Consider the following 22623-nt stretch of genomic DNA (forward strand, 5'->3'; position numbering starts at 1 on the left):
CTCTATTCGTCGCCCGGCCCGGAACGTATGGAGCGGATATAGCCACCCCGGACAGCCTGTGGGGGCAGAAGGTCTGCTCGGCGCAACCCGCAATCGAGGATGGCTTGCACACAATGCCGTACGACGAAGGGAAGGCCACCGTCGAGCGCCTCGCCCCCGCACCGGGGGCGAAGGGCATCCTCTCGACGGTGGGTGGCACTCCGCTCATCGAACTGGAGCGGCTGGTCCCGGGTTTCACCTCCCGGATCTACGCGAAGGCCGAACGGTTCAACCCCGGCGGCAGCATCAAGGACCGGTCAGCACTCAGCATGGTGCTCGGCCGGATCCGCTCGGGCGAGCTGGTTCCGGGCAAGTCGACTGTGGTGGAGTCGAGTTCGGGCAATCTGGCGATCGGGCTGGCCCAGATCTGCGGGTACTTCGGGCTGCGCCTCATCTGCGTCGTGGATGCCCGGACCACCGAACAGAACATCCGGATCCTGCGCGCGTACGGCGCCGAGGTGGAGGTCGTCACCCAGCCGGATCCCGAGACGGGGGAACTGCTGCCCCAGCGCCTGCGCCGGGTCGCCGATCTGCTCGACCGGATCCCGCACGCCTACTGCCCCGACCAGTACTCCAACCCGCTCAACCCTCTCGCCCACCAGGCGACCATGCGGGAGATCACCGAGGAGCTGGGCGGCAACGTCGATCACTTGGTACTCACGGTCGGAACCTCCGGCACGCTGAGCGGCTGCGCCGAGTACATCCGCGCCACCGGACTGCACACCGTCGTGCACGCGGTGGACGCCGTGGGCAGCCGCCTGTTCGGCTCACCGGTGTCCTGTTCCCGCCTGGTCCCGGGGCACGGCGCCTCGGTCGTGCCGAAGCTGCTCGATCCGTCGGACGCCGACGACGTCGTCCATGTCACGGATCTGGAGTGCGTGGTGGGCTGCCGCCGCCTGGTGCGACGTGAGGCCATCCTCGCCGGAGGCTCCTCGGGAGCCGTGGTCTCAGCCCTCGAACGGCTGGCCCCCACGGTACGGCCGGGCTCGAACGTCGTCCTTGTCCTGCCGGACGGGGGCGACCGCTACCTCGACACCATCTACGACGACGCCTGGGTCCGTGCGCAGTTCGGCGAGGTCTTCCATCTGTGGAAGGAACCGGAGCGCGGACCGGGCGGTCAGAACCGTGCGAGCCGGCACGGTCCGTCCCGCACCACCGACCACATGACGCAGAGGGAGACCGTGCTGTGCTGATCATCGGCCACCGCGAGGTGCGTGACATCTTCAAGAGGAAAGAACCGGAGATCCTCTCACTCGTCGCGGACGCCTACCGGCTGCACGACGAGGGCCGCTCGGCGCTGCCGCACTCCGTCTTCCTGCGCTTCCCCGGCGACGACCGCAACCGCATCATCGGCCTGCCCGCGCACCTCGGCGGTGAGCAGCCGGTCGCCGGCATGAAGTGGATCGCCAGCTTCCCGGGCAATGTGGAGCGGGGCCAGGAGCGGGCCAGCGCCAGCATCGTGCTGAACTCCATGCGGGACGGTCAGCCCGAGGCGTTCCTGGAGGCGTCGCTCATCTCCGCCAAGCGCACCGGGGCCTCCGCGGCCCTGGCAGCCGGGCTGCTCGGCACCGAGGCGGAGCCGCAGGGCATGTCGCTGATCGGGCTCGGGCCCATCAACCTGGAGGTGCTGCGTTTCACCAAGGCGCGGCTGCCGTCGCTGATCGAGGTCACGCTGTTCGATCTGGACGGCGAGCGCGCGCACGCCTTCGCCGCGAAGGCACGCCGCATCGTGCCGGGTCTCGCCGTGCGGTACGCGGCCACGTGCCAGCAGGCAATCGCTGCCCACCGCCTGGTCTCCTTCGCGACCACGGCGGGCACACCCCATGTGGATCTCACTGCCGCGACCCCCGGGACGACCGTGCTGCACGTGTCGCTGCGTGACCTGTCGGTGCCGGCGGTGCTGGGCGCGCAGAACGTCGTCGACGACACCGACCATGTCTGCCGCGAGCGGACCTCACTGCACCTGACCGAACAGACAATCGGTGGACGGGAGTTCGTCGATGCGGAGATCGGCGCCCTGCTGCGCGATCCGGAGTCCTTCCGGCGTGATCCGCAACGGGTCACGGTCTTCTCGCCGTTCGGTCTCGGCGTCCTGGACCTGGCGCTCGCCCAGTGGGTGACGCAGCAGGCCAGAAAGTTCGGAATCGGGACACATGTAGACGACTTTCTGCCAATGAGCGTGGCAGGAGCACCTCTCTGATCCCGCCGCCCGGTCTAATCCATCGGTGGCCCTGGCCCCGACGGGCCGGCCTTTCGGCGGTCGCCCGTCCCTTCCCCCCTCACCTGGAGAGCCTCCTTCGATGAAGATCCGTTTCCGTGCGTTCCTGCTGTCGGGCGTCATGGTGCTGGCTGCGGCCCCGGTACTGAGCGCGTGCGACCAGTACGACGACTCCGATTCCCGGTCCTTCGACGTGAAGGACCGGGTGACCGGCGTGACCATCGACTCCAGGGGCGGTGACATCACCGTGGTCGCCGGCGACGGCGATGCCGTCAATGTGACCGAGAACCTCAAGTACAAGAGCGACAAGAAGCCCAGCACCGAGCACTTCGTCCGGGGCAAGCAACTCCATCTCGACGTCGCGACGGACTGCGGCAGCAGCCTGGGCTCCGCCGACTGCTCGGTGAACTACCGGGTGGAGGTTCCGCGCGGGGTGGCCGTGGACCTGAAGAGCGGAGGCGGCGACATCCACCTCGACGGCGTCTCCGGCGGCGTCGACGCCTCGGCCGGCGGCGGGGAGGTCAAGGCCGAGAACATGGCGGCCCAGAAGCTGAAGGCGGCGTCCGGCGGCGGGTCCATCGACCTCACCTGGGCCAAGACCCCCGACGACGTCGACGTCAACGCCAAGGGCGGGAACGTCACCCTCCACGTACCGGACAGCGGCTACCAGGTTTCCGCCTCCACCACCCTGGGATCGGAAAAGGTGGAGGTGAAGAAGGACTCGAGCAGCGAACGGCGCATCAAGGCGCGTACCTTCGCCGGAGACGTCAAGGTACTCGTCGCCGGCTGACAGCCATCGTGCGCTCGCGAACACTGGAGAGCCCCCTTTCATGCTGAACATTGCCTGGTACACGCTGCGGAGCCGGCTGTCCGCCTTCACCGGGACCCTCATCGCGCTGATGCTCGGCGCCGCCCTGCTGTCCACGATGGGCCTCGTCCTCGCGGCGAGCATCACCTCGCACGAGCACGGCCCCGGCCGGTTGTCGAAGGCCCCGCTGATCGTCCGCAGCGAGCCGGACCTGAGCATGCCCGACCCGTGGGGCGGCACCCAGAGCGAGCCGCTGAAGGAGCCGGGGGGACTGCCGTCGGCGGTGGTCCGCGATGTCTCCGCGGTCGGCAGAACTGCCACCGACCGCACGTTCTACGCCCAGCTCGAAGCCGGTGGGGCGAGCCGCTCCGGACCGTCCGACCAGGTCGGGCACCCCTGGGCGTCCGCCGCGTTGGGCGGCTACCGGCTCGTCGACGGCCGGGCGCCGTCCGGGCCCGGCCAGGTGGCCGTGCCCAAGAAGTCGGGGGCCTCTCCCGGCGATCAGGTGACCGTACTGACCGCGTCGGGGCCGCATTCGTTCACCGTCTCGGGCGTGACCGAAGACGTCTCCTTCGAGTCGGCCCTGCTCTTCTCCGACGCGGAGGCCGCTGCTCTCTCGCCCCGCGTGGACGCGCTGGTCTCCTACGGTGACGAGCAAAAAGTACGCACCGCCGTCGCGGGACGGGCACAGGTGCTGGCCGGAGCGGACCGCACCCAGGCCGATCCGCGCGCCCACGCCGACGAAGTGGCCCTCGTCGGCGTGTCCACCATGCTCGGCATGGCGACGGGTGTGGCCGCATTCGTCGCCGCGTTCGTGGTCGGCACCACATTCGCCTTCTCGGTGGCCCAGCGCCGCCGGGAGCTCGCCGTGCTCCGGGCCACCGGGGCGACCCCCGTCCAGGTCGGACGGCTGGTGCTCGCCGAGGCAGCACTGGTCGGCGCGGTGGCCTCGGCCGCGGGATGCCTGCTCGGGCTGGCCGGAGGGCCGGTGCTGGCCGGCCGGATGAGCGCCTGGGGGCTCGCGCCCGACTGGTTCCAGGTCCGACTGGGCTGGAGCACCGTGTTGGTGCTGGTCCTCGCCATCCTGATCGGCATGCTGCTCGCGGTGCTGGGTTCGGGTGTCGCGGTGGTGCGGGCGGGCCGCGTCCGGCCGCTGGAGGCGCTGCGGGAATCCGTGGTCGAGCGGCGTGCCATGAACGTCGTGCGCTGGCTGGCCGGCCTGGCCGCGCTGGCCGTCGGCGTGCTGCTGCTGCTGTCCACGCCGCTGCTGCCGCCCGCCTACTGGGGCGACATCACACCGATGGCAGCCCCGGCCCTGATCCTGGCGGGTGCGCTGCTCTGCCCGTTGGCCATCCCCTTCGTCAGCCGGGTCACCACGGCGCCGTTCGCCATGTCGCGGGGCGCCGGCCCGATGCTGGTGCGCGCCAACACGGTGACGGCGCTGCGCCGGACCGCGGCCACGGTGGCACCGGTCCTGATCACGGTAGGTCTCTTCTCCGCGTTGTGGAGTACCTCCGGAACGCTGTCCGAGGTGGCCCACAGCGAGGCGTACGAGCGGGTGCGTTCCAACGACTTCGTGGTGACACCGGACGGCACTCCGGGCCTGAGCCGGGCCGTGGTGGACAAGGTGCGGGCGGTGCCGGGCATCGAATCGGCCACCACCGTGCCGACCGGCGTGTACACGATCCCCGGCCGCAACCTGCTGGTGTTCCCGGCCGGAGCGCCCCTGCTGCCGTACGACGCGTTCACTGTCGATCCCAAGGCGATCGGCAGTCTGCTGACACTGCCGGTGGAGCATGGTGACGCGCGCCGGCTGGACGACAACTCGATCGTCGTGGACGAGACGTGGAACCGGCATGTGGGCGAAGCCGTGACGGTGTGGCTCGCGGACGGTACGAAGAAGAGGCTGAAGGTGGTGGCCGTCACCAAGGCGAGCGCCGGCGGCAGCGCCGCGGTGCTGACCCCGAAGTACGCCGGCCGGGCACTGCCGGACGCGGTGCATGTCAAAGTCGCGGCGGGCGCCGACAGGGACGCTGTGCAGCGGGATCTGGCCGCGGCCGCCCGCGGCATGTCGGCACGGGCGGTGCCGATCACCGAGTACCGGGCGACCGTGAACGACACCGTGAACCAGCAGACACGGATGGCCCTGGTGATCGTCGGGGGCATCGCGATGCTCTACACCGGCGTCGCCGTGGCCAACACCCTGACGATGTCGACCGGGCAGCGGGCCCGTGAACTGGCCGTACTGCGTCTGGGCGGCGCCACGCCGGGGCAACTGCTGCGCATGATCGCCGGCGAGAGCCTGCTGGTGGTCGGTACGGGTGTGCTGATGGCCGCGGTGGTAGTCGGGCTCAACGCGGCCGGGTTGTGGGCCGGGCTGCAACAACTGGTGGTGAGCACGCGGGTGACGCTGCCGGGGCTGCCGTTCGCGCTGACCGCGGGCGTCTGCGCGGTGGTGGCGCTGTTGGCCACGGTGCTGCCTGCCTGGGTGGCGCTGCGTACTCCTGCGGTCAGGCTGACCACGACGGAGTGAACGAGCCGCCCGGCACGACCTGCGCACATCCGCGACGGCGGCTTCCGCGAGCAGGAGCCGTCGTCGCTCCATGAACGGGGCGCGCGTAGCAGGCACACTCCGTACGCGGCAGTCACCTGTCGGCCAACCTGCCCCGGGAAAAGGGTGATTGACGGCCACTTATAGGGGGCGGATAGCTCATCGTCGCAGGATCTCCCTGAGCTCACCCAGAGCTCTCCACCGAGAAAACCCGGGAGACCGACATGAGCGCAGCCAGAGCCGGCGAGGGACTGAGTACGGAGACCAGAGCGGCGATCAAGAAGATCGTCTGTGACGTCCTCGAAGTGGATCCCGCGGACGTCACCGGCACGACCCTCTTCGTGGAAGACCTCGACGCGGACTCGCTCCGCACCATCGAGATCCTGGCCGAGATGGAGCGGCTCCTCGGCTTCGACCTGTCCACCGCGCCGATCGAAGGCATGATCAACCTGGACGGCGTGTACGCCGTCGTCGCGGAGCGCGGAACGAAGTGACGACCAGCCGGAGAGCGGGTGGCCGACGAATCGTGGTCACCGGCATGGGCGTGGTCTCCGGTCTCGGGACGGGGGCTGGGGACTTCGCCCGGTCGCTGCGCGCGGGGCGCAGCGGGATCGGGCCTCTTGAGGAGTTCGGACGGGCCGGCTTCGCGCACTGCAATGCGGGCGAGGTCGGCCGCTTCGAGGCCGCGGACTGGTTCCGCACGGAAGACTCCCGGGAGTACGGAAGGGCCGCCCAGTTCGCTGTGGCGGCCACCCGGCTGGCCATTCAGGAGGCCGGCCTCGACGCGGAGGAACTGCGCCGCCACCGGGTACTCGTTTCCGTCGGCACCACCGACGGCGGTGCCAGGGAGATCGACCAGCTGGCCGAGATCCGCCACCGGACCGGCCAGGTCGCACCGGACCGGGACATCGCGCTGCGTACACCGGCCGAGCGGCTGTCCGACGCCGTCGTCAACGAACTGCGGCTGGAGGACGTCGAGTCGGTCACCGTGCCCACCGCCTGTGCGGCGGGGAACTACGCGGTGGGACAGGGCCTGGACGCGCTGCGTGCCTGCGAGGCCGAAGTGGCGCTGTGCGGCGGCTCGGACGCGCTCTCGCGCAAGACCTTCGCGGGCTTCTACCGGCTCGGCGCGATGGCTCCGGACGTGTGCCGGCCCTTCGACGCCGAACGGAAGGGGATGATCGTCGCCGAGGGCGCCGGCATGCTCGTGCTGGAGCCTCTTGAGGCGGCACTGGCGCGCGGCGCCCGGATCCATGCCGAGGTGTTGGGCTACGGACTCAGCTGCGACGCCCACCACCCGACCGCGCCGGAGCGCGACGGGGTGGCGCGCTCGGTACGAGCCGCGCACCGGGACGCGGGTGTGACCGGCGCCCAGGTCGGCTACATCTCCGCGCACGGCACCGGGACCAAGGCCAACGACGTCGTCGAGACGGCAGCGCTGCGTGAGGTGTTCGGAGCGACACTGCCTCCCACCAGCGCGGTGAAGTCAATGCTCGGGCACACGCTGGGCGCGGCCAGCGCCCTCGGAACCATCGCCTGCGTGCTGGCGATGACGGAGGGCTTCCTGCCGCCGACGATCAACCACCGGCGGACTGACCCGGAGTGCGACGTGGACTGCGTGCCCAATGTGGCCGTGACTGCGAAGCCGGACGTCACCCAGAGCAACGGAATGGCCTTCGGCGGCAACAACGCCGTGATGATCCTGGGGCGTTACGACGAACCAGGGACGACGAGTACGGGGGGAAGCCCATGACAGCCGGCACGGCCGATCGGCCGGTGATCAGCGCCTGGTCGGCGCTGTCCCCCTGGGGGGAGGGCGCCGATGCCTTCCGGGCCGGGCTGGCCGCCGAAGAGAACGCGATCACCACGGTGGACAGCGAGTTCGTGCCCGGCACGCCTGTCCGGGCGGGTGTCGTGCCGGGATTCCCGGTCGACTACCCGGGCACCCGGGGCACGCGCTCGCTGGACCGGCTCACACGCCTCACGCTGCGGCTGAGCGGACTGGTGATCGCGGATCAAGGGGGCTCGCTCGGGAGCAGGCCGGAGGACACCGGGATGGTGCTGGCCACCTCCGGCAGCCTCCGGACCTCTCTGGAGTTCACCGGCCAGTCCTACCGTGAGAGGCAGCCCTTTCACGTCGATGTGGCCCGGTACCCCTCGACCGCCACCAACTGCGCCGCCAGCCGCAGCGCGATCATGCACGGTCTGAAGGGACCCAACACCACGCTGACCGCGGGTCCCGCCGGGGGGCTGCTCGCCCTCGGTCAGGCGGCCAGACTGCTGCGCCAAGGCCGGGCGGAGGTGCTGCTGGTCGGGGCGGCCGAGGAGTACACCGAGGACCGGGCCCTGCTGGAAGAGGCGCTGCACGGCGATGGAGGTACGGCCCCGCCGGTCGCGGAGGGCGGTGCGCTGTTCGTGGTCGAACTCGCCGAGGGGGCCGCGGCGCGCGGCCGTACCGCGCTGGCCACGCTGCTCGGCTGCCGATTCCGCGCCTACCACCCGCGGTCGGGCGGCGACGCCGACGGGGCGCTCCGCCGCTGCGTGACCGACCTGCTGGCCGACACCGGCACCAGCAGCGACGAGCTCACGCTCGTAGTCCGCTCGGACCCGGACGGCCCGCTCGGCGAACAGGAGAACAGCGCGCTCATCAGCCTGCTGGGCGGCCCGGAGCATGGCGTCCGGCAGCTGGCTCCGGGCCACCGCCTGGGATACGCGGGTTCCGCCGGGCCGGCCTTCCAGGTCGCGGCGGCGCTCGCCGCGAACGGCCCGCTCCCCTTGCGGGCCCCCGCACTGATCACCTTCGTGGCCGACGGCAGGGTCGGCGCCGCGCTGCTGGGCGCCCCGGCCGGCCGGCCCACACGACACATGGGAAGAGGAACGACATGAGCGAGACCGGTATGCGACCGGTGGCGCTGATCAGTGGCGGCTCACGCGGCATCGGCCGTGTGGTGGCCCTGCGGCTCGCCCGCGACGGCTACGACATCGCCTTCTGCTATGCGTCCGACCAAGAGGCCGCCGAGGCCACGGCCAAACAGGCAAGGGTACACGGGGCGGACGTACTGGCCCGCCGCGTCGACGTCACCGACCGGGAGGGTGTCGTCGAGTTCGTCAGGGACACCGAGCGGACCCTGGGGCCCGTCGACGCCCTGGTGACGGCGGCCGGCATCATCCGCGACGCTCCCGTGGCCCGGATGCCGGACGCATCCTGGGACGACGTGGTGCGTACCAACCTGGACGGCACCTTCAACCTGTGCCGTGCGGTCGTCTACTCGATGATGCGCCGTCGTACCGGTGCCGTGGTCACCCTGTCCTCGGTGGCCGGCATCCATGGCAACGCCGGGCAGACGAACTACTCCGCCTCCAAGGCCGGCATCATCGGCTTCACCAAGGCACTCGCCAAGGAGGCAGGACGCAGCGGGCTCCGCGCCAACGTGGTGGCTCCGGGACTCATCGAGACCGATATGACCGCGGGGCTGTCCGAGAAGGTGACCAGAGAGCTTCTCGGCTCGATCGCGCTGCGCCGGTTCGGACAGCCCGAGGAGGTGGCCGAACTGGTCGCGTTCCTGGTCTCGGACCGGGCCGCCTACATCACCGGTCAGGTCCTGCAGGTGGACGGAGGGCTGTCGTGGTGAACGCACCCCGGCCGCTGAGCGCGGCCCAGCGAGCTCTGTGGACCGCCTACCGGATGGCCCCGGCCGGCCACGCCTACACCATGCTGCTCTCCCTGCGGATCCGAGGCCGCCTGGACACCGAGGCGCTGGCGAGCGCCCTCGACCTGGTCTGCCGTCGGCACGAGGTGCTGCGGTCGTGTTTCGACGAGGTGGCCGGCGAACCCGTACGGCTGCCCCGTCAGGATCCGCCCGCCGGGCTGGAGATCGTCGACGTACCGGTGGCGAGCGACGGCTCGCTGCTGGACCTCCTGTCGAAGGCGGCCCGGCTGCCGTTCTTCCTGGAACGCACCGGCCCACTGCGTGCCCTGCTGTACCGGCACGGGGACGACGACTTCGCACTGTCCCTGGCCGTGCACCACATCGCCGGCGACTTCTCCTCGTACTCCCTGTTGCTGCACGAACTCTTCGCCGTCTACCGCTCCATGGTGGCCGGCGAGGAGCCGGATCTGCCCGAACTCACCCGCGGTTACGACGAGTACGTCGCGGAGGAGGCCGCCCACCCCGGTACCCCGGCCGGGCGGCGCGACCACGACTACTGGACCGGGCTGCTGGCCGGTGCCGTGACCACCGAGCTGCCCACGGACCGGCCTCGTCCCCCCTTGCCGAGCCACACGGGCGGCACCGTGCACCTGGACCTGGCAGCGCTGTCGGACGATCTGCAGCAGGCCGCCAAGTCCGTGGGGGCGCGGCCCTTCCCACTGCTGCTGGCCGCCTACCAGGCACTGCTCGCCCGGTGGACGGGCGAGCAGGACATCATGGTCGGGACGCCGGCGAGCACGCGTGCCCGGCCCGACCGGACGGTGTTCGGCTGCTATTTGAACAGCATGCCGGTCCGGATCCGCGTCGGCGCCGACGCCACCTTCGCTTCGCTGGCCGCGGAGAGCGGCAGACAGCTGCTGCAGGGCATGCGTCATGTCCGGCTGGCGGCCACCACGGTGGTGACGGGCCGACGTGGGCCCCTGGTGCGGCTGGGGGCTCTGCTGCTGCAAATGAGCGCTCTCGACGCGGAGTTCCCGCCGCCGGCGCCGGGAGAGCCGGAGGGCGCACCGGCGGAGTTCGCGGGCCTTCGGGTCAGCCGCATCGACGAGCCCAGCCAGGAGGGGCAGCTGGACCTGATGCTCACCCTCCACCAGGGCGTGCACGGGCTGGTCGGAGTGCTCACGTACGACTCCGACCTGTTCGACCACGAGAGCGTCGAGCACTTCGCCCGCTGTTACGAGCGTTTTCTGCGGGCCGCGGCGGACGACCCCGGCCGGCGGGTCGGGGAGGTCCCACTGACCGACGAGGACGACCTGGCGGCGCTGCTCGCGCTCGGCGGCGCCTGACGCCCCCGCTGCCCCGCTCCGGGGCAGCCGAAAGAAGGGTGAAACCGCACCGATATCCCCGGCTTCTACGGTCTTCTTCGGGTGCGGGAACCGCCCTTTGTATCCGATTCGCAGCAAGGAGCCGAGGTGGACTTCAGCCTTTTCTATTTCGCAAACGACAGTGACGATCCGGATTCCGCGGGTCGCTACGCACTTCTTCTGGAAGGCGCCCGGTTCGCGGACCGCAACGGCTTCACGGCCGTATGGACGCCGGAGCGGCATTTTCACCGTTTCGGCGGCCTCTACCCCAACCCGGCGGTCACCGGCGCTGCGCTCGCCATGGCCACCGAGCGGGTTCGGATCAGAGCCGGCAGCGTGGTGGCGCCCCTGCACCACCCGCTGCGGATCGCCGAGGACTGGTCGGTCGTCGACAACCTCTCCGGCGGCCGGGTCGGCATCTCCTTCGCCTCCGGCTGGCACCCCGCCGACTTCGTGATGCGTCCCGACGCGCACAGCACGCGCCGCGAGGTGATGGACGAGACGATCGAGACCGTGCGCAGGCTGTGGCGTGGGGAGTCAGTGACCCTGCCGGACGGTAAGAACGAGCCTGCCGAGGTGCGTGTCTTCCCGCCGGCTGTCCAGCGCGAGCTGCCCTTCTGGATCACCAGTGCCGGCAGCGTGGACACCTTCCGAAAGGCCGGCGCCCAGGGCGGCGGTGTCCTCACGCACCTGCTCAGCCAGGACATCGAGGAGCTCCGCACGAAGATCGCCGCCTACCGGGAGTCGTACCGCGCTCACCACTCGGACGGCTCCGGGCACGTGGTGCTGATGCTGCACACTTTCCTCGGCGCCTCCACCGAGGAGGTCCGCGAGCTGGTGCGTGGCCCGCTCTCGGCCTATCTCAAGACCTCCTTCGGGCTGATCTCCGGCTCCATCGGCAGCCGCCCCGGCACCTTCGACTCCGCCGACATCAAGGAGTCCGACGTCGCCTATCTCGTCGAGCGCGGATTCACTCGGTTCTTCGAGCGGCAGGGCATGTTCGGCACCGTTGAGCAGGGCGAGCGTGTGGTGGACCTCCTGGACGAGGCCGGCGTCGACGAGATCGGCTGCCTCGTCGACTTCGGCGTCGGCGTCGAACAGACGCTCAAGAGCCTGGAGTTCCTCGCCGATCTGAAGAACCGCCGCGGCTGAGAAACCGCTCCGGCCGGGAAAAAGGCTCCGGCGTATGGGCGCGATATAGCCGCCCACCGAACAGTTGTACCGGGCGCAGGCCGCGTAGCCGGCCGGCACATCATCATCCGACAGGGAGTCATCCACCATGAGTGAGAGCCACAACGACGAGCGCGCCTATCGCGTGGTCCGCAACGACGAGGAGCAGTACTCGATCTGGTGGGCCGACCGTGACCTTCCCGCCGGCTGGCAGGCGGAGGGCACCGAGGGCCCCAAGGCGGCGTGCCTGCAGCGGATCGAGGAGATCTGGACCGACATGCGTCCGCTCAGTCTCCGCCTGCGCATGAAGCAGAGCCAGGACGAGCGCGACCGTCTCGCTTCCTGACCCCGACCGCGCCGGCCCGGATCCCCCGCCGGGTCGGCGCTCCCTTTTGCCTTCCGGCCCCGACGCCCGCTTCCACGCCTTCGCCGCACGGCGGGCATCCGCCGTCCGGATGCGCACGTGTCCTGCCGCGCTCCCCGACCCGCCGTGCACCGCCGTTCGGCCGCAGCTGTCCAGCAGAGGAATCCCAAGATGACCACGCAGATACGTCAGGACGACGCAACCGACACCCATCTCGCGACGCTCGCCGAAGTCGTCGCGCAGCAGACTGTCTGGACGCCGGACGCCGTCGCGGTCGTCACCGCGACCGGGGACTCCCACAGCTACGCCGACCTCGAGGCACGCGCGCGTCGGCTCGCAGTGCTGCTCAGGCGGTCGGGGGTCACCCGCGAGTCGTTGGTCGGCGTGCACCTGCACCGCGGCCTCGACCTCGTCGTCAGCCTCCTCGCGGTGTGGAAGGCCGGTGCGGCCTATGTACCGCTCGACCCGGCGCATCCGGCCGAACGGCTGGAGTGGATGGCCAAGGACGCCCGGCTCGCCCTGGTGGTGACCGAGTCCGCGCCCGCCGGAACGCTGTTCGGCGTGCCGGCGCTCGGGCTGGCCGAGCAGCGCGAGACCCTGGCCGTCCTGCCCACCGACGCCCCGGACACCCACGCCGACCTCGACGGTGCCGCGTACGCCGTGTACACCTCCGGCTCCACCGGCCGTCCCAAGGGTGTGGTCGTCACCCACGAGGGCATCGCCAACCGGGTCCGGTGGAGCGTGCGTGAGCACGGCATCGGCCCCGGCGACCGGGTGCTGCAGAAAACCACCATGGGCTTCGACGCCGCCACCTGGGAGGTGTTCGCGCCGCTGGTCAGTGGGGCGACCCTGGTCCTCGCTCCGGTGGGTGCCGAACGTGACCCGGCTGCCCTGGTGCGCTGCGCGGTGGACCGGAACATCACCGTGCTGCAGGTGGTGCCGTCGGTGCTGCGGCTGCTCGTCGACGAGCCCGCCTGGGCGGATCTCACCGGTCTGCGGCTGCTGTTCTCGGCCGGTGAACCGCTCCACGCCGAACTGTGCCGCCGCGCCCTGGACCGCTGCGCCGGCACGGAACTGCGTATCTGGAACACGTACGGTCCGACCGAGTGCTCCATCGACATCACTGCCCACGCCTACGCCGCCGGGCAGGACAGCGGCCCCGTCCCGATCGGTCGCCCTCTCGACGGCATGCGGGTGCTGGTCCTCGATCCCAATGGGCGTCCGGTACCGGTCGGGGTCATCGGCGAGCTGTACGCCGCCGGCGCCGGTGTGGCCCGCGGCTACCTGGACCGCCCGGGACTGACTGCCGAGCGTTTCGTGCCGGACCCCTACGGGCCGCCCGGCTCCCGGCTCTACCGCACCGGCGACCTGGTTCGATGGCGTTCGGACCGGACCCTGGAATACCGGGGCCGCGCCGACGAGCAGGTCAAGGTCAACGGGGTCCGGGTGGAACCGGGCGAGGTCTCCGCGGCCCTGGTGACGCACCCGGACGTCGAGGCGTGCGTCGTCGTCGCCGCGCCCGCCCATGACGGCGGGAACCGCCTGGTCGCCTACAGCGTCACCGGCGACGGGCACCCGCCGCGCGGCTGGCGGGCCTTCCTGTCGGGCCGGCTACCGGCAGCGCTCGTTCCCACCCAACTGATCCAGCTCACCGAGCTGCCACTGACCGCCAACGGAAAGGTCGACCGGGGCTCGCTGCCCGCCCCGGCGCCGGAACTGTCCACCGAGGTCGAGCACATCGCGCCGCGCACCGCCGAGGAACGCGCCGTGGCCGCGATGTGGACCGAGGTGCTCGGCGTGGCCGCCCCCGGGATCCACGACGACTTCTTCCAGCTCGGCGGCACCTCGCTCACCCTGACCCGACTCGCCGCACTCCTGCGGGAGCGGTCCGGCGCCGCGGTCGAACTCGCCTCCCTGTTCACCTCCTCCACGCTTCATGCGCAGGCGAAGCTGATCGCCGAGGCGTCGGCCGACCAGCCGTTCGCCACCGTCCCCCGGGAGGGGCGTCTGCCGCTCTCCTTCGGCCAGCAGCGCCTGGCCGTCCTCGACCGGCTGGAACCCGGCAGCGCCGAGTGGGTCTCTCCTTTGCTGATCGACCTGCCGGAAGGGGCCCGCACCGAGGACGTCATGCGCGCCCTGGACCTGCTGGAACAGAGGCACGAGGCGCTGCGCACCCGCTTCCCGGCCGACCTCGCCGAGCAGGGTCCGTGTGTGGTGGCGCCTGGCCAGGTCGAGCTGACGGAGATCACCGCCGAACGGTCCGCGCTGGGCGACCTGCTGGCCGAGCGGTTCGCTCAGGGATTCGACCTGGAGCGGGGCCCGCTGTGGCGGGCCGCCCTGGTCCGCTTCCCGGAGGGCGCTCCGCTGCTGGTAATCACGGTCCACCACATCGCCTGCGACGGCTGGTCGTCGGTGATCCTTGAGCGCGAGTTCACCGAGGCACACTCGGCATTCGCCTGTGATCGCACTCCCGACCTGCCCGAACTTCCCTTCGGGTACGTCGACTACGCGGCCTGGCAGCGGGCCCGGCTCACCGAGGACCGGCTGTCGGCCCACGCCGCCCACTGGCGGGAGACCCTCGCGGGTCACACCCCGCTGCCGCTGCCCACCGACCACCGGCGCCCCGCCCGGCGCGACCACCGCGGTGCCGTTGTCCCGCTGACCATCCCGGCCGAACTGGTGCGCCCGCTGACGGACCTGGGGCGCGAGCAAGGCGCCACCCTGTTCATGACACTGCTCACCGCGTTCGCCACGCTGCTCGCCCGGCACAGCGGGGAGAGCGACATCGTCGTCGGCACCCCGGTCGTCGGCCGCACCCGGCCCGAGACCGAGAACCTCGTCGGCTTCTTCCTCAACTCCCTTCCGCTGCGCTGCGACATGGATGGCGCCCTCGGATTCGATGAGGCACTGCGCCGGGTGCGCGCCGTGGCACTGGACGCGTTCGCCCACCAGGACCTGCCCTTCGACCGGCTCGTCGAGGAGGTCCAGGACGGTCGCGACCTGTCCCGCACCCCCGTCTACCAGGCGGCCTTCGACCTTCTCGACGCCGAACTCACCACGGCGGGGATCGACTTCGCCGACCTGGCCGAGCTCGGTGACTCCTGGCGGATCGCCAAGACCGACCTCAGCCTGTTTCTGAGGCCCGGCCCGGACGGCGCGATCACCGGTGTGCTGGAGTACTCCACGGCCTTGTTCGAGCACGCCACCGTCGAACGGTTCGGTGCCCAGTTGGTCCGGCTCCTGACCCGGGCGGTGGCGACCCCGTCGACCCGGCTCGCCGATCTGGAAGTGCTCACCGACGAGGAGCGCCACCGCCAGCTGGTGACTTTCAACCGGGGCGCGGGCGAGACTCTCGCCGACCCCGAGGACCGTACCGTCCTGGAGATGATCGAGGTCCGGGCGGCCGAGCAGCCGGGCACCACCGCGCTCCGTGGGGCACAGACCGTCACCTTCGGCGAACTGGACGCCGCCGCCAACCGGATCGCGCACCGGCTGCGCCGCTCCGGCGTCGGCACCGAGTCCGTGGTCGGTGTCCTGCTCGACCGCGGACCGGACCTGATCAGCACGTTCCTCGGCAGTTGGAAGGCCGGCGCCGGCTATCTTCCGCTGGACCCCGAGCACCCCGCCGAGCGCATCGCCACGATGCTCGCCGACGCGGGTGCGGGCGTACTGATCACTTCGGCGGCGCACGGCGCCCGGGTGGCACACCTGTTCCCCGGTGAACTCGTGGTCCTGGACCGTGACCGCGAACTGCTGCGGGAGCTGCCGTCCGAACCGCCCGCGCGTCAGCTCGACCCGCGGGCCACCGCCTATGTGATCTTCACCTCCGGCTCCACCGGCCGCCCCAAGGGCGTGCGGGTCGAACACCGGGGTCTGGCCAACCACGTCGCCTGGGCGGCCCGGGACCTGGCCGGCCGCAGCGGTACGGGCGCGGCTCTGTTCTCCTCCGCCGCCTACGACCTCGTGGTGCCCAACCTGTACGCGGCGCTGGCCGCCGGTCAGCCGCTGCATCTGCTGCCCGCGGACCTCGACCTCGCCGACCTCGGGGCGACGCTCGACGCCCACGCACCGTACAGCTTCCTCAAACTGACCCCCGGCCACCTGGAGATCCTCTCCCACCAGCTGACCGACACCCAGGCCGCAAACCTGGCCGAGGTGGTCGTGGTGGCGGGCGAGGTCTTCCCGGGCGAGGCCGCCTCGCGCTGGCTGGAGCTGCTCGGGCCGGGCCGTCTCGTCAATGAGTACGGACCCACCGAGTGCTCCGTCGGTACCTGTGTGCATCCGGTCGACGGGCCGGTCGAGGGCACCGTGCCCATTGGGCGCCCCCTGCCCGGCATGTCGATGTACGTCCTCGACAGTGAACTTCGCCCTGTGCCGCTGGGCGGTGTCGGCGAGCTGTACGTCGGTGGCACCGGCGTCGCCCGCGGCTACACCGGCCGGCCCGGCCAGACCGCCGAGCGCTTTGTGCCCGACCCCTGCGGCCGGCCCGGCGACCGCATCTACCGCACCGGTGACCTGGCCCGGCAACTCCCCGACGGAACTGTGGAGTTCCAGGGCCGCATCGACCACCAGATCAAGGTACGCGGCCACCGCGTCGAACCCGGCGAGATCGAGTCGGTCCTGGTCTCCCACCCCCGGGTCCGCGAGGCCGTCGTCCTCGCCGGCCAGGGTCTGACCGCCTACGCGGTACCTGCCGGACCGCAGCTTCCGGCGGCCGACGAGCTGACCGCGTACTGCGCCCGGTTGCTTCCCGCGTACATGGTCCCCACCGAGTTCATGGCGATCGACGCCGTTCCGCTGACGCCGAACGGCAAGCTCGACCGGGCCGCGCTGCCGAACCCCGCCGAGGCCGTCACGGACGGGCACACCGGCCCGCGCGACATCGTCGAGGAGCGGATCGCCGCCGTCTGGAGCGGCCTGCTCGGCCGGGAACCCGGCATGAACGACGACTTCTTCCACAACGGCGGCAACTCCATCCTCGGTATCCGCCTGATCTCCGCGATCCAGAACGAGTTCCAGGTCGCGCTGCCACTGCGCGCCCTCTTCGAAGAACCCACCGTGGCCCGGCTCGCCCGCGCCGTCGAGGCGCTCGTACAGGCCGAACTCGACAGCGCGGACGCCGACCAGTCCTCCCCGACCCTCCCCCACTCCTCGCAGACCAAGGAGCACTCCGCATGACCACCGGCGCAGAGCACCCCTCCACCGGCGACCGCCTGCGAGCCGAACTGCTGCGCCGGTTGTCGGGCCGTACCACCGAACAGCAGCCGGAAATCCCGCGCGCCGACCGGGAGCAGCCGCTGCGGCTGTCCCCGGGCCAGCAGCAGATGTGGTTCCTGCAGCGTATGGAGCCGGACAGCCACGAGTACGTCGTCCCGCTGGTTCTGCGGCTTACCGGGCCGCTGGACGAGACCGCGCTGCGCCGGGCCGTGGACGCGGTCGCCGCCCGCCACGAGATTCTGCGTACCCGCTACGACTTCGTGGCCGGCCGCCCGGTTCAGCTCATCGACCCGGCCGGACTCGTGCCCTTCACCACCACCGACCTCGGTTCGCTGCCCCTCGACGAGCGCGAGGCCGAGGCCCGCACCCGGGCCGCGGCCTGTGCCCGCGTCCCCTTCGATCTGGGTGCCGAATGGCCGCTGCGGGTCCATCTTTTCCGGCTGAGCGACCACGACTGGGTCCTTGCCCTGCTCTTCCATCACATCGCCTGCGACGCCTGGTCCACCCAGATCTTCGCCCGTGATCTCAGCGCCTCCTGCCGGGGCGAACAGGCCGGCACGGCGCTGCCGGTGCAGTACGCCGACTACGCCGAGTGGCAGGCCGGACGCATGGACGGGCCCGCGCTCGTCTCACACCTCGCCTACTGGCAGGAACAGCTCCGGGGCATGGTCCCGCTCGAACTCCCCACCGACCGACCGCGCCCGCCGGTACGTGACACGGCCGGCGCGACCACCCGATTCGCTCTGCCGGACGAGCTGTCCGCGCGGCTGCGTGACCTGGCCGCCGCCCATGGCACCACGCTGTTCACGGTGCTGCTCACGGCCTACCAGGCCCTGCTGTCCAAGTACACGGCGAGCACCGACATCGCGGTCGGCACCGTCGTCTCCGGACGCGTACGCCCGGAGCTGCAACAGCTGATCGGCTACGGCATCAACAGCCTGGTGATGCGGGCCGTGTGGGACGGCGACGTCCGGTTCAGCAGCTTGCTGGAGCGGAGCCGCGCGGCCGTCCTGGACGCCTTCGACCATCAGGAGACGCCGTTCGCACGCCTGGTGGACGAGCTCCAGCCCGAGCGTGACCTCTCGCGCACACCGCTCTTCCAGGCCGCGTTCACCCTGCACGAGTCCCGCACGACCGCCTACGACCTGCCAGGCGTGCGCGTAGAGGCCTTCGACGTGCCCACCTCCGTGGCCCGGTTCGACCTCCAGTTGCAGATCGAGGAGTCCCCGGAGGGGTCCCTGCACGGCCAGTTCGAGTACGCCACCGCGCTCTTCGACCCGGCGACTGCCGAGCGGTTCGCCCGCCACATGGTGCGCCTGCTGCGCTCCGTGGTGGACACCCCGGAGGCCCGGCTCTCCGAGCTGACCGTCCTCGACGAGACCGAACTCGCCGTCCTCATCGACCCGCTCACCACCGATGCGGCCGACACTCGCCTCGTCCACGAAGCCTTCGAGGCGCAGGCCGCGGCCACCCCCGACGCGATCGCGGTCGTCGCCGACGGCACCGCCCTCAGCTACGCCGAGCTCAATGCCCGTGCCAACCGGATCGCGCACCGGCTGATCGCCCTCGGTGCGGGGCCCGACCGGCTCGTCGGCATCTGCGTGGAGCGCGGGCCCGAGCTGATCCCCGCGATCCTCGGTGTCCTGAAGTCCGGCGCCGGATACCTCCCGCTCGACCCGGCCAACCCGGCCGAGCGCCTTGGCTACGTCGTCGCCGACGCAGGGCCCGTCGTCATACTGACCGAGTCCGCGCACGTGACCACGGTGGAGAGCATCCACGACGGCCGACTGGTGATCCTGGACCAGGAACGCGAGACCGAGGCCTGGGCAGCACTGCCGGAGACGGATCCGGCCCGTGCGGGCCACCCCGATCAGCTGATCTACGTCATCTACACCTCCGGCTCCACCGGCCGCCCCAAGGGCGTCTGCCTCAGTCACCGCAATGTCCTGCGGCTGCTGACCAGCGCCTACCGCCACTACGGATTCGCCGACGACGACGTCTGGCCGCTCTTCCACAGCTACGCCTTCGACGTCTCCGTATGGGAGATGTGGGGGGCCCTGCTGCACGGCGGCCGGCTCGTGGTCGTTCCCGCCGCCGTGACCCGTTCGCCGGACGAGTTCCTCGACCTGCTCGTCGAGCAGCAGGTCACCGTGCTCAACCAGACGCCGTCCGCGTTCCGTGCGCTGGTGTCCGCGGCCGCCGACGGCGATGAACGCATCGAGAGGCTGCGGCTGCGCGCCATCGTCTTCGCCGGCGAGAAGCTGCATGTCCCCGACCTGCAGCCCTGGGTGGACCGGCTCGGCCTGGACCGCCCGGCCCTGCTCAACATGTACGGAATCACCGAGACCACGGTCCACACCACCTACTACAAGGTGGGCCCCGCGGACCTGAGCCCCGACGCCGGCAATCCCGTCGGCGTCCCCCTCGACGACCTCAGGGTGCATCTCCTCGACACCTGGGGCGAGCCGGTCCCCATCGGCGTCTTCGGCGAGATCCACGTCGCAGGTCCAGGTGTGGCCCGCGGCTATCTGGGCCGGCCTGCGCTGACCGCGGAACGCTTCGTACCCGACCCCTACGGCCCGTCCGGCTCCCGCCTCTACCGCAGCGGCGACATCGCGCGGCGCCTGCCCGACGGCTCCCTGGAGTTTTGGGGCCGCGCCGACGGCCAGGTCAAGATCCGCGGCTACCGCGTCGAACTCGGCGAGATCCAGGCCGCGTTGATGGAGCTCGACCCGGTGCGCGACGCGGTCGTCGTGCTCCGCGAGGACGTCCCGGGCCAGAAGGAGCTGGTTGCCTACACAGTGTCGGCCCCGGATGCCTCCTGCGAGCCGGCCGAGCTGCGTGAACTCCTGGGCGTCCGGCTGCCGCCGTACATGGTGCCGGCCGCCTTCGTCGCCCTGGAGCGGCTGCCGCTCACCACCAACGGCAAACTCGACCGGCGCGCCCTGCCCGCCCCGAGCGGCGATGCCCGCCGGGCCGGCGGCACCTACACCGCACCACGTACGCCCACCGAGGAACGTCTGGCTGCGGTCTGGGCGCAGGAACTCGGCCTGGACAAGGTCGGTGTCGACGACGGGTTCTTCGACCTCGGCGGCGACTCCATCCGGGCCGTCGCCCTGGTCGGCGCGGTCCGCTCGGCCGGTCATGACATCACCGTCCGCGACGTCTTCGAGTACCGCACCGTCGCCCGCCTCGCCGAACTGCTCACCGGCCGCTCCGCCCCCGCGGTGGTCCCCGACCCCGTACGGCCGTTCACGCTCATCGACGCGGAGGACCGGGCGCGGCTGCCCGAAGGGGTGGCCGACGCCTACCCGCTCTCCCAGATGCAGGCCGGCATGGTGCTCGAGATGTCCATCGACAACGGGCAGAACAATTACCACAACGTCACCAGCTTCCGGATCCGCGACGAACGCCCCTACGACCACCCGTCGCTGGTCGAGGCGGCGCGGATCGTCGTGGCCCGGCACGAGGTACTGCGCACCTCGCTGTCTCTGACCGGCTACTCCATCCCGATGCAGCTGGTCCACGAGTACGCCGAGATGTCCGTGGGCACTCAGTCGCTGCACGGCCTGGCCGAGGAGGGGATCAGGGACGCCGTACGCGCGTACACCGTCCGTGAACGCGCCCGCGTCTTCGACCTCGCCGTCCCCGCCCTGATGCGGCTGTTCGCCCACGACACGGACAACGGCAGTTGGTGGTTGTCCATCACCGAGTGCCACCCCGTTCTGGAGGGGTGGAGCCACCACTCCATGCTGATGGAGATCCTCGATGTGTACGGCGCCCTCCGTGACGGCCGTTCGGTCGAGGAGCCCGAGCGTCCTGGGACCCGGTTCGTCGATTTCATCGCCGCCGAACTCGACGCCCTGGACGACGAGAACGACCGTGCGTACTGGTCACGCGTCGTCACCGACCACGCACCGCTGAAGGTCCCCTCCGGCTGGGGCGACGGCACCGACACGGCCCGCACCACCCACCAGGCCGCGATCCCGGTCAGCGATCTGGAAGACCGGCTGCGCGCGTTCGCCGCGCGAGCCGGGGTGTCGATGAAGAGCGTGCTGCTGGCGGCGCACCTGAAGGTGATGAGCCAGCTGACGGACGAGACCGCCTTCCACACCGGGCTCGTGTGCGACGCCCGTCCCGAGCTGCCCGGCGCCGACCGCGTCTACGGCATGTACCTCAACACGCTGCCGTTCCCGTTCGAGGCGGGCCGTGCCGCGACCTGGCGCGAGCTGGTGACCCAGGTATTCGCTGCCGAGGTCGAGCTGTGGCCGCACCGCAGGTACCCGATGCCGTCCGTACAACGCCTTGCCGATGGTGGCCAGTTGCTCCACGTCTACTTCAACTACCAGAACTTCCACCAGGTCGACACCGATCTCGTCGACCACGAGGCCGCGATCGACGACAGCCCCACCGAGTTCCCGCTGACCGTCTCGAGCCGGGGCGGCCAGGTCATCGTCACCGCGGACGGGCGTTCGGTGTCGGCGGTGAACGCGGAGCGGATCGCCGCGATGTACCGGCTGGTACTGGAGGCCATGGCCACCGACCCCGACGGAGACGCTCGAACCACCCTTCTTCCGGCCGGTGAGCGGGAGTCGGTACTGGAACGGTGGAACACCGCCGACACCGAAACCCCGGCGGGTTGTGTGCCGGAACTGTTCACCGCGCAGGCCGCACGTGTCCCCAACGCGACAGCAGTCACCTCGGGCGACACATCACTCACCTACGCCGAACTCGACCACCGCTCCGCCCGACTCGCAGCACACCTCACCTCCCTCGGCCTGGGCCCCGGCGACATAGCCGCCGTCCTGCTCGAACGAGACGTCAACCTCCTCGTCGCACTCCTCGCCGTACAACGCACCGGCGCCACCTACCTCCCCCTCGACACCACCCACCCCACCGCACGCCTCACCGGCATCATCGAAGACGCCACCCCCACCACCCTCATCACACAGAAATCCCTCCACACACTCGCAGAACAAATCCACAACAACACACCACACATCCTCATCGACGACACCACCGAAAACACCACCGAGAACACCACCGAACCATTCACACCCACACCCACCGACCCCGCCGCCATCGCCTACCTCCTCTACACCTCCGGCTCCACCGGCCGCCCCAAGGGCGTCCAGATCACCCACGGCGCACTCGGCAACCTCCTCACCGGCATCCGCCGCGTACTCGGCGACAACACCACCACCGAAACCTGGCTCGCCTCCACCTCCGTCTCATTCGACAT

13 protein-coding genes are annotated in these 22623 nt (G+C 70.8%); all 13 read left to right on the top strand.

The window, feature by feature from the left end; translation table 11 throughout:
* The first annotated feature begins 113 nt into the window (after positions 1-113).
* Positions 114-1232, top strand: coding sequence for a 2,3-diaminopropionate biosynthesis protein SbnA (sbnA, locus tag ACFV8T_RS40960; RefSeq protein ID WP_385337752.1), 1119 nt, complete (start codon positions 114-116; stop codon positions 1230-1232).
* Entirely contained in the window at positions 1226-2239 is a 1014-nt protein-coding gene (sbnB, locus tag ACFV8T_RS40965; protein ID WP_385337755.1) for a 2,3-diaminopropionate biosynthesis protein SbnB, read from the top strand. Before sbnA ends, sbnB begins: the two co-directional genes overlap by 7 nt.
* A gap of 100 nt (positions 2240-2339) precedes the next feature.
* Positions 2340-3047 carry a DUF4097 family beta strand repeat-containing protein gene (locus ACFV8T_RS40970; protein ID WP_385337757.1) on the top strand — a complete coding sequence of 236 codons (708 nt, stop codon included), beginning with the start codon at positions 2340-2342 and terminating at the stop codon, positions 3045-3047.
* 40 nt (positions 3048-3087) lie between these two features.
* Entirely contained in the window at positions 3088-5598 is a 2511-nt protein-coding gene (locus ACFV8T_RS40975) for an FtsX-like permease family protein (RefSeq protein WP_385337760.1), read from the top strand.
* 242 nt (positions 5599-5840) lie between these two features.
* Positions 5841-6110, top strand: a complete 270-nt coding sequence (locus ACFV8T_RS40980; protein ID WP_385337763.1) for an acyl carrier protein — start codon at positions 5841-5843, stop codon at positions 6108-6110.
* A complete protein-coding gene (locus ACFV8T_RS40985; protein WP_385337765.1) occupies positions 6107-7369 on the top strand; it encodes a beta-ketoacyl-[acyl-carrier-protein] synthase family protein in 1263 nt (420 codons plus the stop codon). The genes ACFV8T_RS40980 and ACFV8T_RS40985 overlap by 4 nt, the downstream gene beginning before the upstream one ends.
* Positions 7366-8502, top strand: coding sequence for a beta-ketoacyl synthase N-terminal-like domain-containing protein (locus tag ACFV8T_RS40990; RefSeq protein ID WP_385337768.1), 1137 nt, complete (start codon positions 7366-7368; stop codon positions 8500-8502). Before ACFV8T_RS40985 ends, ACFV8T_RS40990 begins: the two co-directional genes overlap by 4 nt.
* On the top strand, positions 8499-9248 hold the full coding sequence (fabG, locus tag ACFV8T_RS40995; protein WP_385337771.1) for a 3-oxoacyl-[acyl-carrier-protein] reductase: 750 nt from the start codon (positions 8499-8501) through the stop codon (positions 9246-9248). The genes ACFV8T_RS40990 and fabG overlap by 4 nt, the downstream gene beginning before the upstream one ends.
* Positions 9242-10612 (top strand): condensation domain-containing protein, encoded by a 1371-nt coding sequence (locus ACFV8T_RS41000; protein WP_385337774.1) that lies wholly within the window; start codon positions 9242-9244, stop codon positions 10610-10612. The genes fabG and ACFV8T_RS41000 overlap by 7 nt, the downstream gene beginning before the upstream one ends.
* A gap of 126 nt (positions 10613-10738) precedes the next feature.
* Positions 10739-11782, top strand: a complete 1044-nt coding sequence (locus ACFV8T_RS41005; protein ID WP_385337777.1) for a MupA/Atu3671 family FMN-dependent luciferase-like monooxygenase — start codon at positions 10739-10741, stop codon at positions 11780-11782.
* 127 nt (positions 11783-11909) lie between these two features.
* Positions 11910-12146 (top strand): MbtH family protein, encoded by a 237-nt coding sequence (locus tag ACFV8T_RS41010; RefSeq protein ID WP_385337779.1) that lies wholly within the window; start codon positions 11910-11912, stop codon positions 12144-12146.
* A gap of 189 nt (positions 12147-12335) precedes the next feature.
* Positions 12336-17342, top strand: a complete 5007-nt coding sequence (locus tag ACFV8T_RS41015; RefSeq protein WP_385337782.1) for an amino acid adenylation domain-containing protein — start codon at positions 12336-12338, stop codon at positions 17340-17342.
* The coding region (locus tag ACFV8T_RS41020) for an amino acid adenylation domain-containing protein (RefSeq protein WP_385337785.1) at positions 17339-22623 on the top strand (5285 nt) is incomplete at its 3' end. The genes ACFV8T_RS41015 and ACFV8T_RS41020, both read left to right, overlap by 4 nt.

This window comes from Streptomyces sp. NPDC059832 (assembly GCF_042731715.1).
Taxonomy (GTDB): Bacteria; Actinomycetota; Actinomycetes; order Streptomycetales; family Streptomycetaceae; genus Streptomyces.

Excerpts from the sequence above, each read along its gene's own strand:
- sbnA (WP_385337752.1), top strand. The coding sequence starts at position 114 with ATGCCGTACGACGAAGGGAAGGCCACCGTCGAGCGCCTCGCCCCCGCA.
- ACFV8T_RS40970 (WP_385337757.1), top strand. The coding sequence starts at position 2,340 with ATGAAGATCCGTTTCCGTGCGTTCCTGCTGTCGGGCGTCATGGTGCTG.
- ACFV8T_RS40975 (WP_385337760.1), top strand. The coding sequence starts at position 3,088 with ATGCTGAACATTGCCTGGTACACGCTGCGGAGCCGGCTGTCCGCCTTC.
- ACFV8T_RS40980 (WP_385337763.1), top strand. The coding sequence starts at position 5,841 with ATGAGCGCAGCCAGAGCCGGCGAGGGACTGAGTACGGAGACCAGAGCG.
- ACFV8T_RS40990 (WP_385337768.1), top strand. The coding sequence starts at position 7,366 with ATGACAGCCGGCACGGCCGATCGGCCGGTGATCAGCGCCTGGTCGGCG.
- fabG (WP_385337771.1), top strand. The coding sequence starts at position 8,499 with ATGAGCGAGACCGGTATGCGACCGGTGGCGCTGATCAGTGGCGGCTCA.
- ACFV8T_RS41010 (WP_385337779.1), top strand. The coding sequence starts at position 11,910 with ATGAGTGAGAGCCACAACGACGAGCGCGCCTATCGCGTGGTCCGCAAC.
- ACFV8T_RS41015 (WP_385337782.1), top strand. The coding sequence starts at position 12,336 with ATGACCACGCAGATACGTCAGGACGACGCAACCGACACCCATCTCGCG.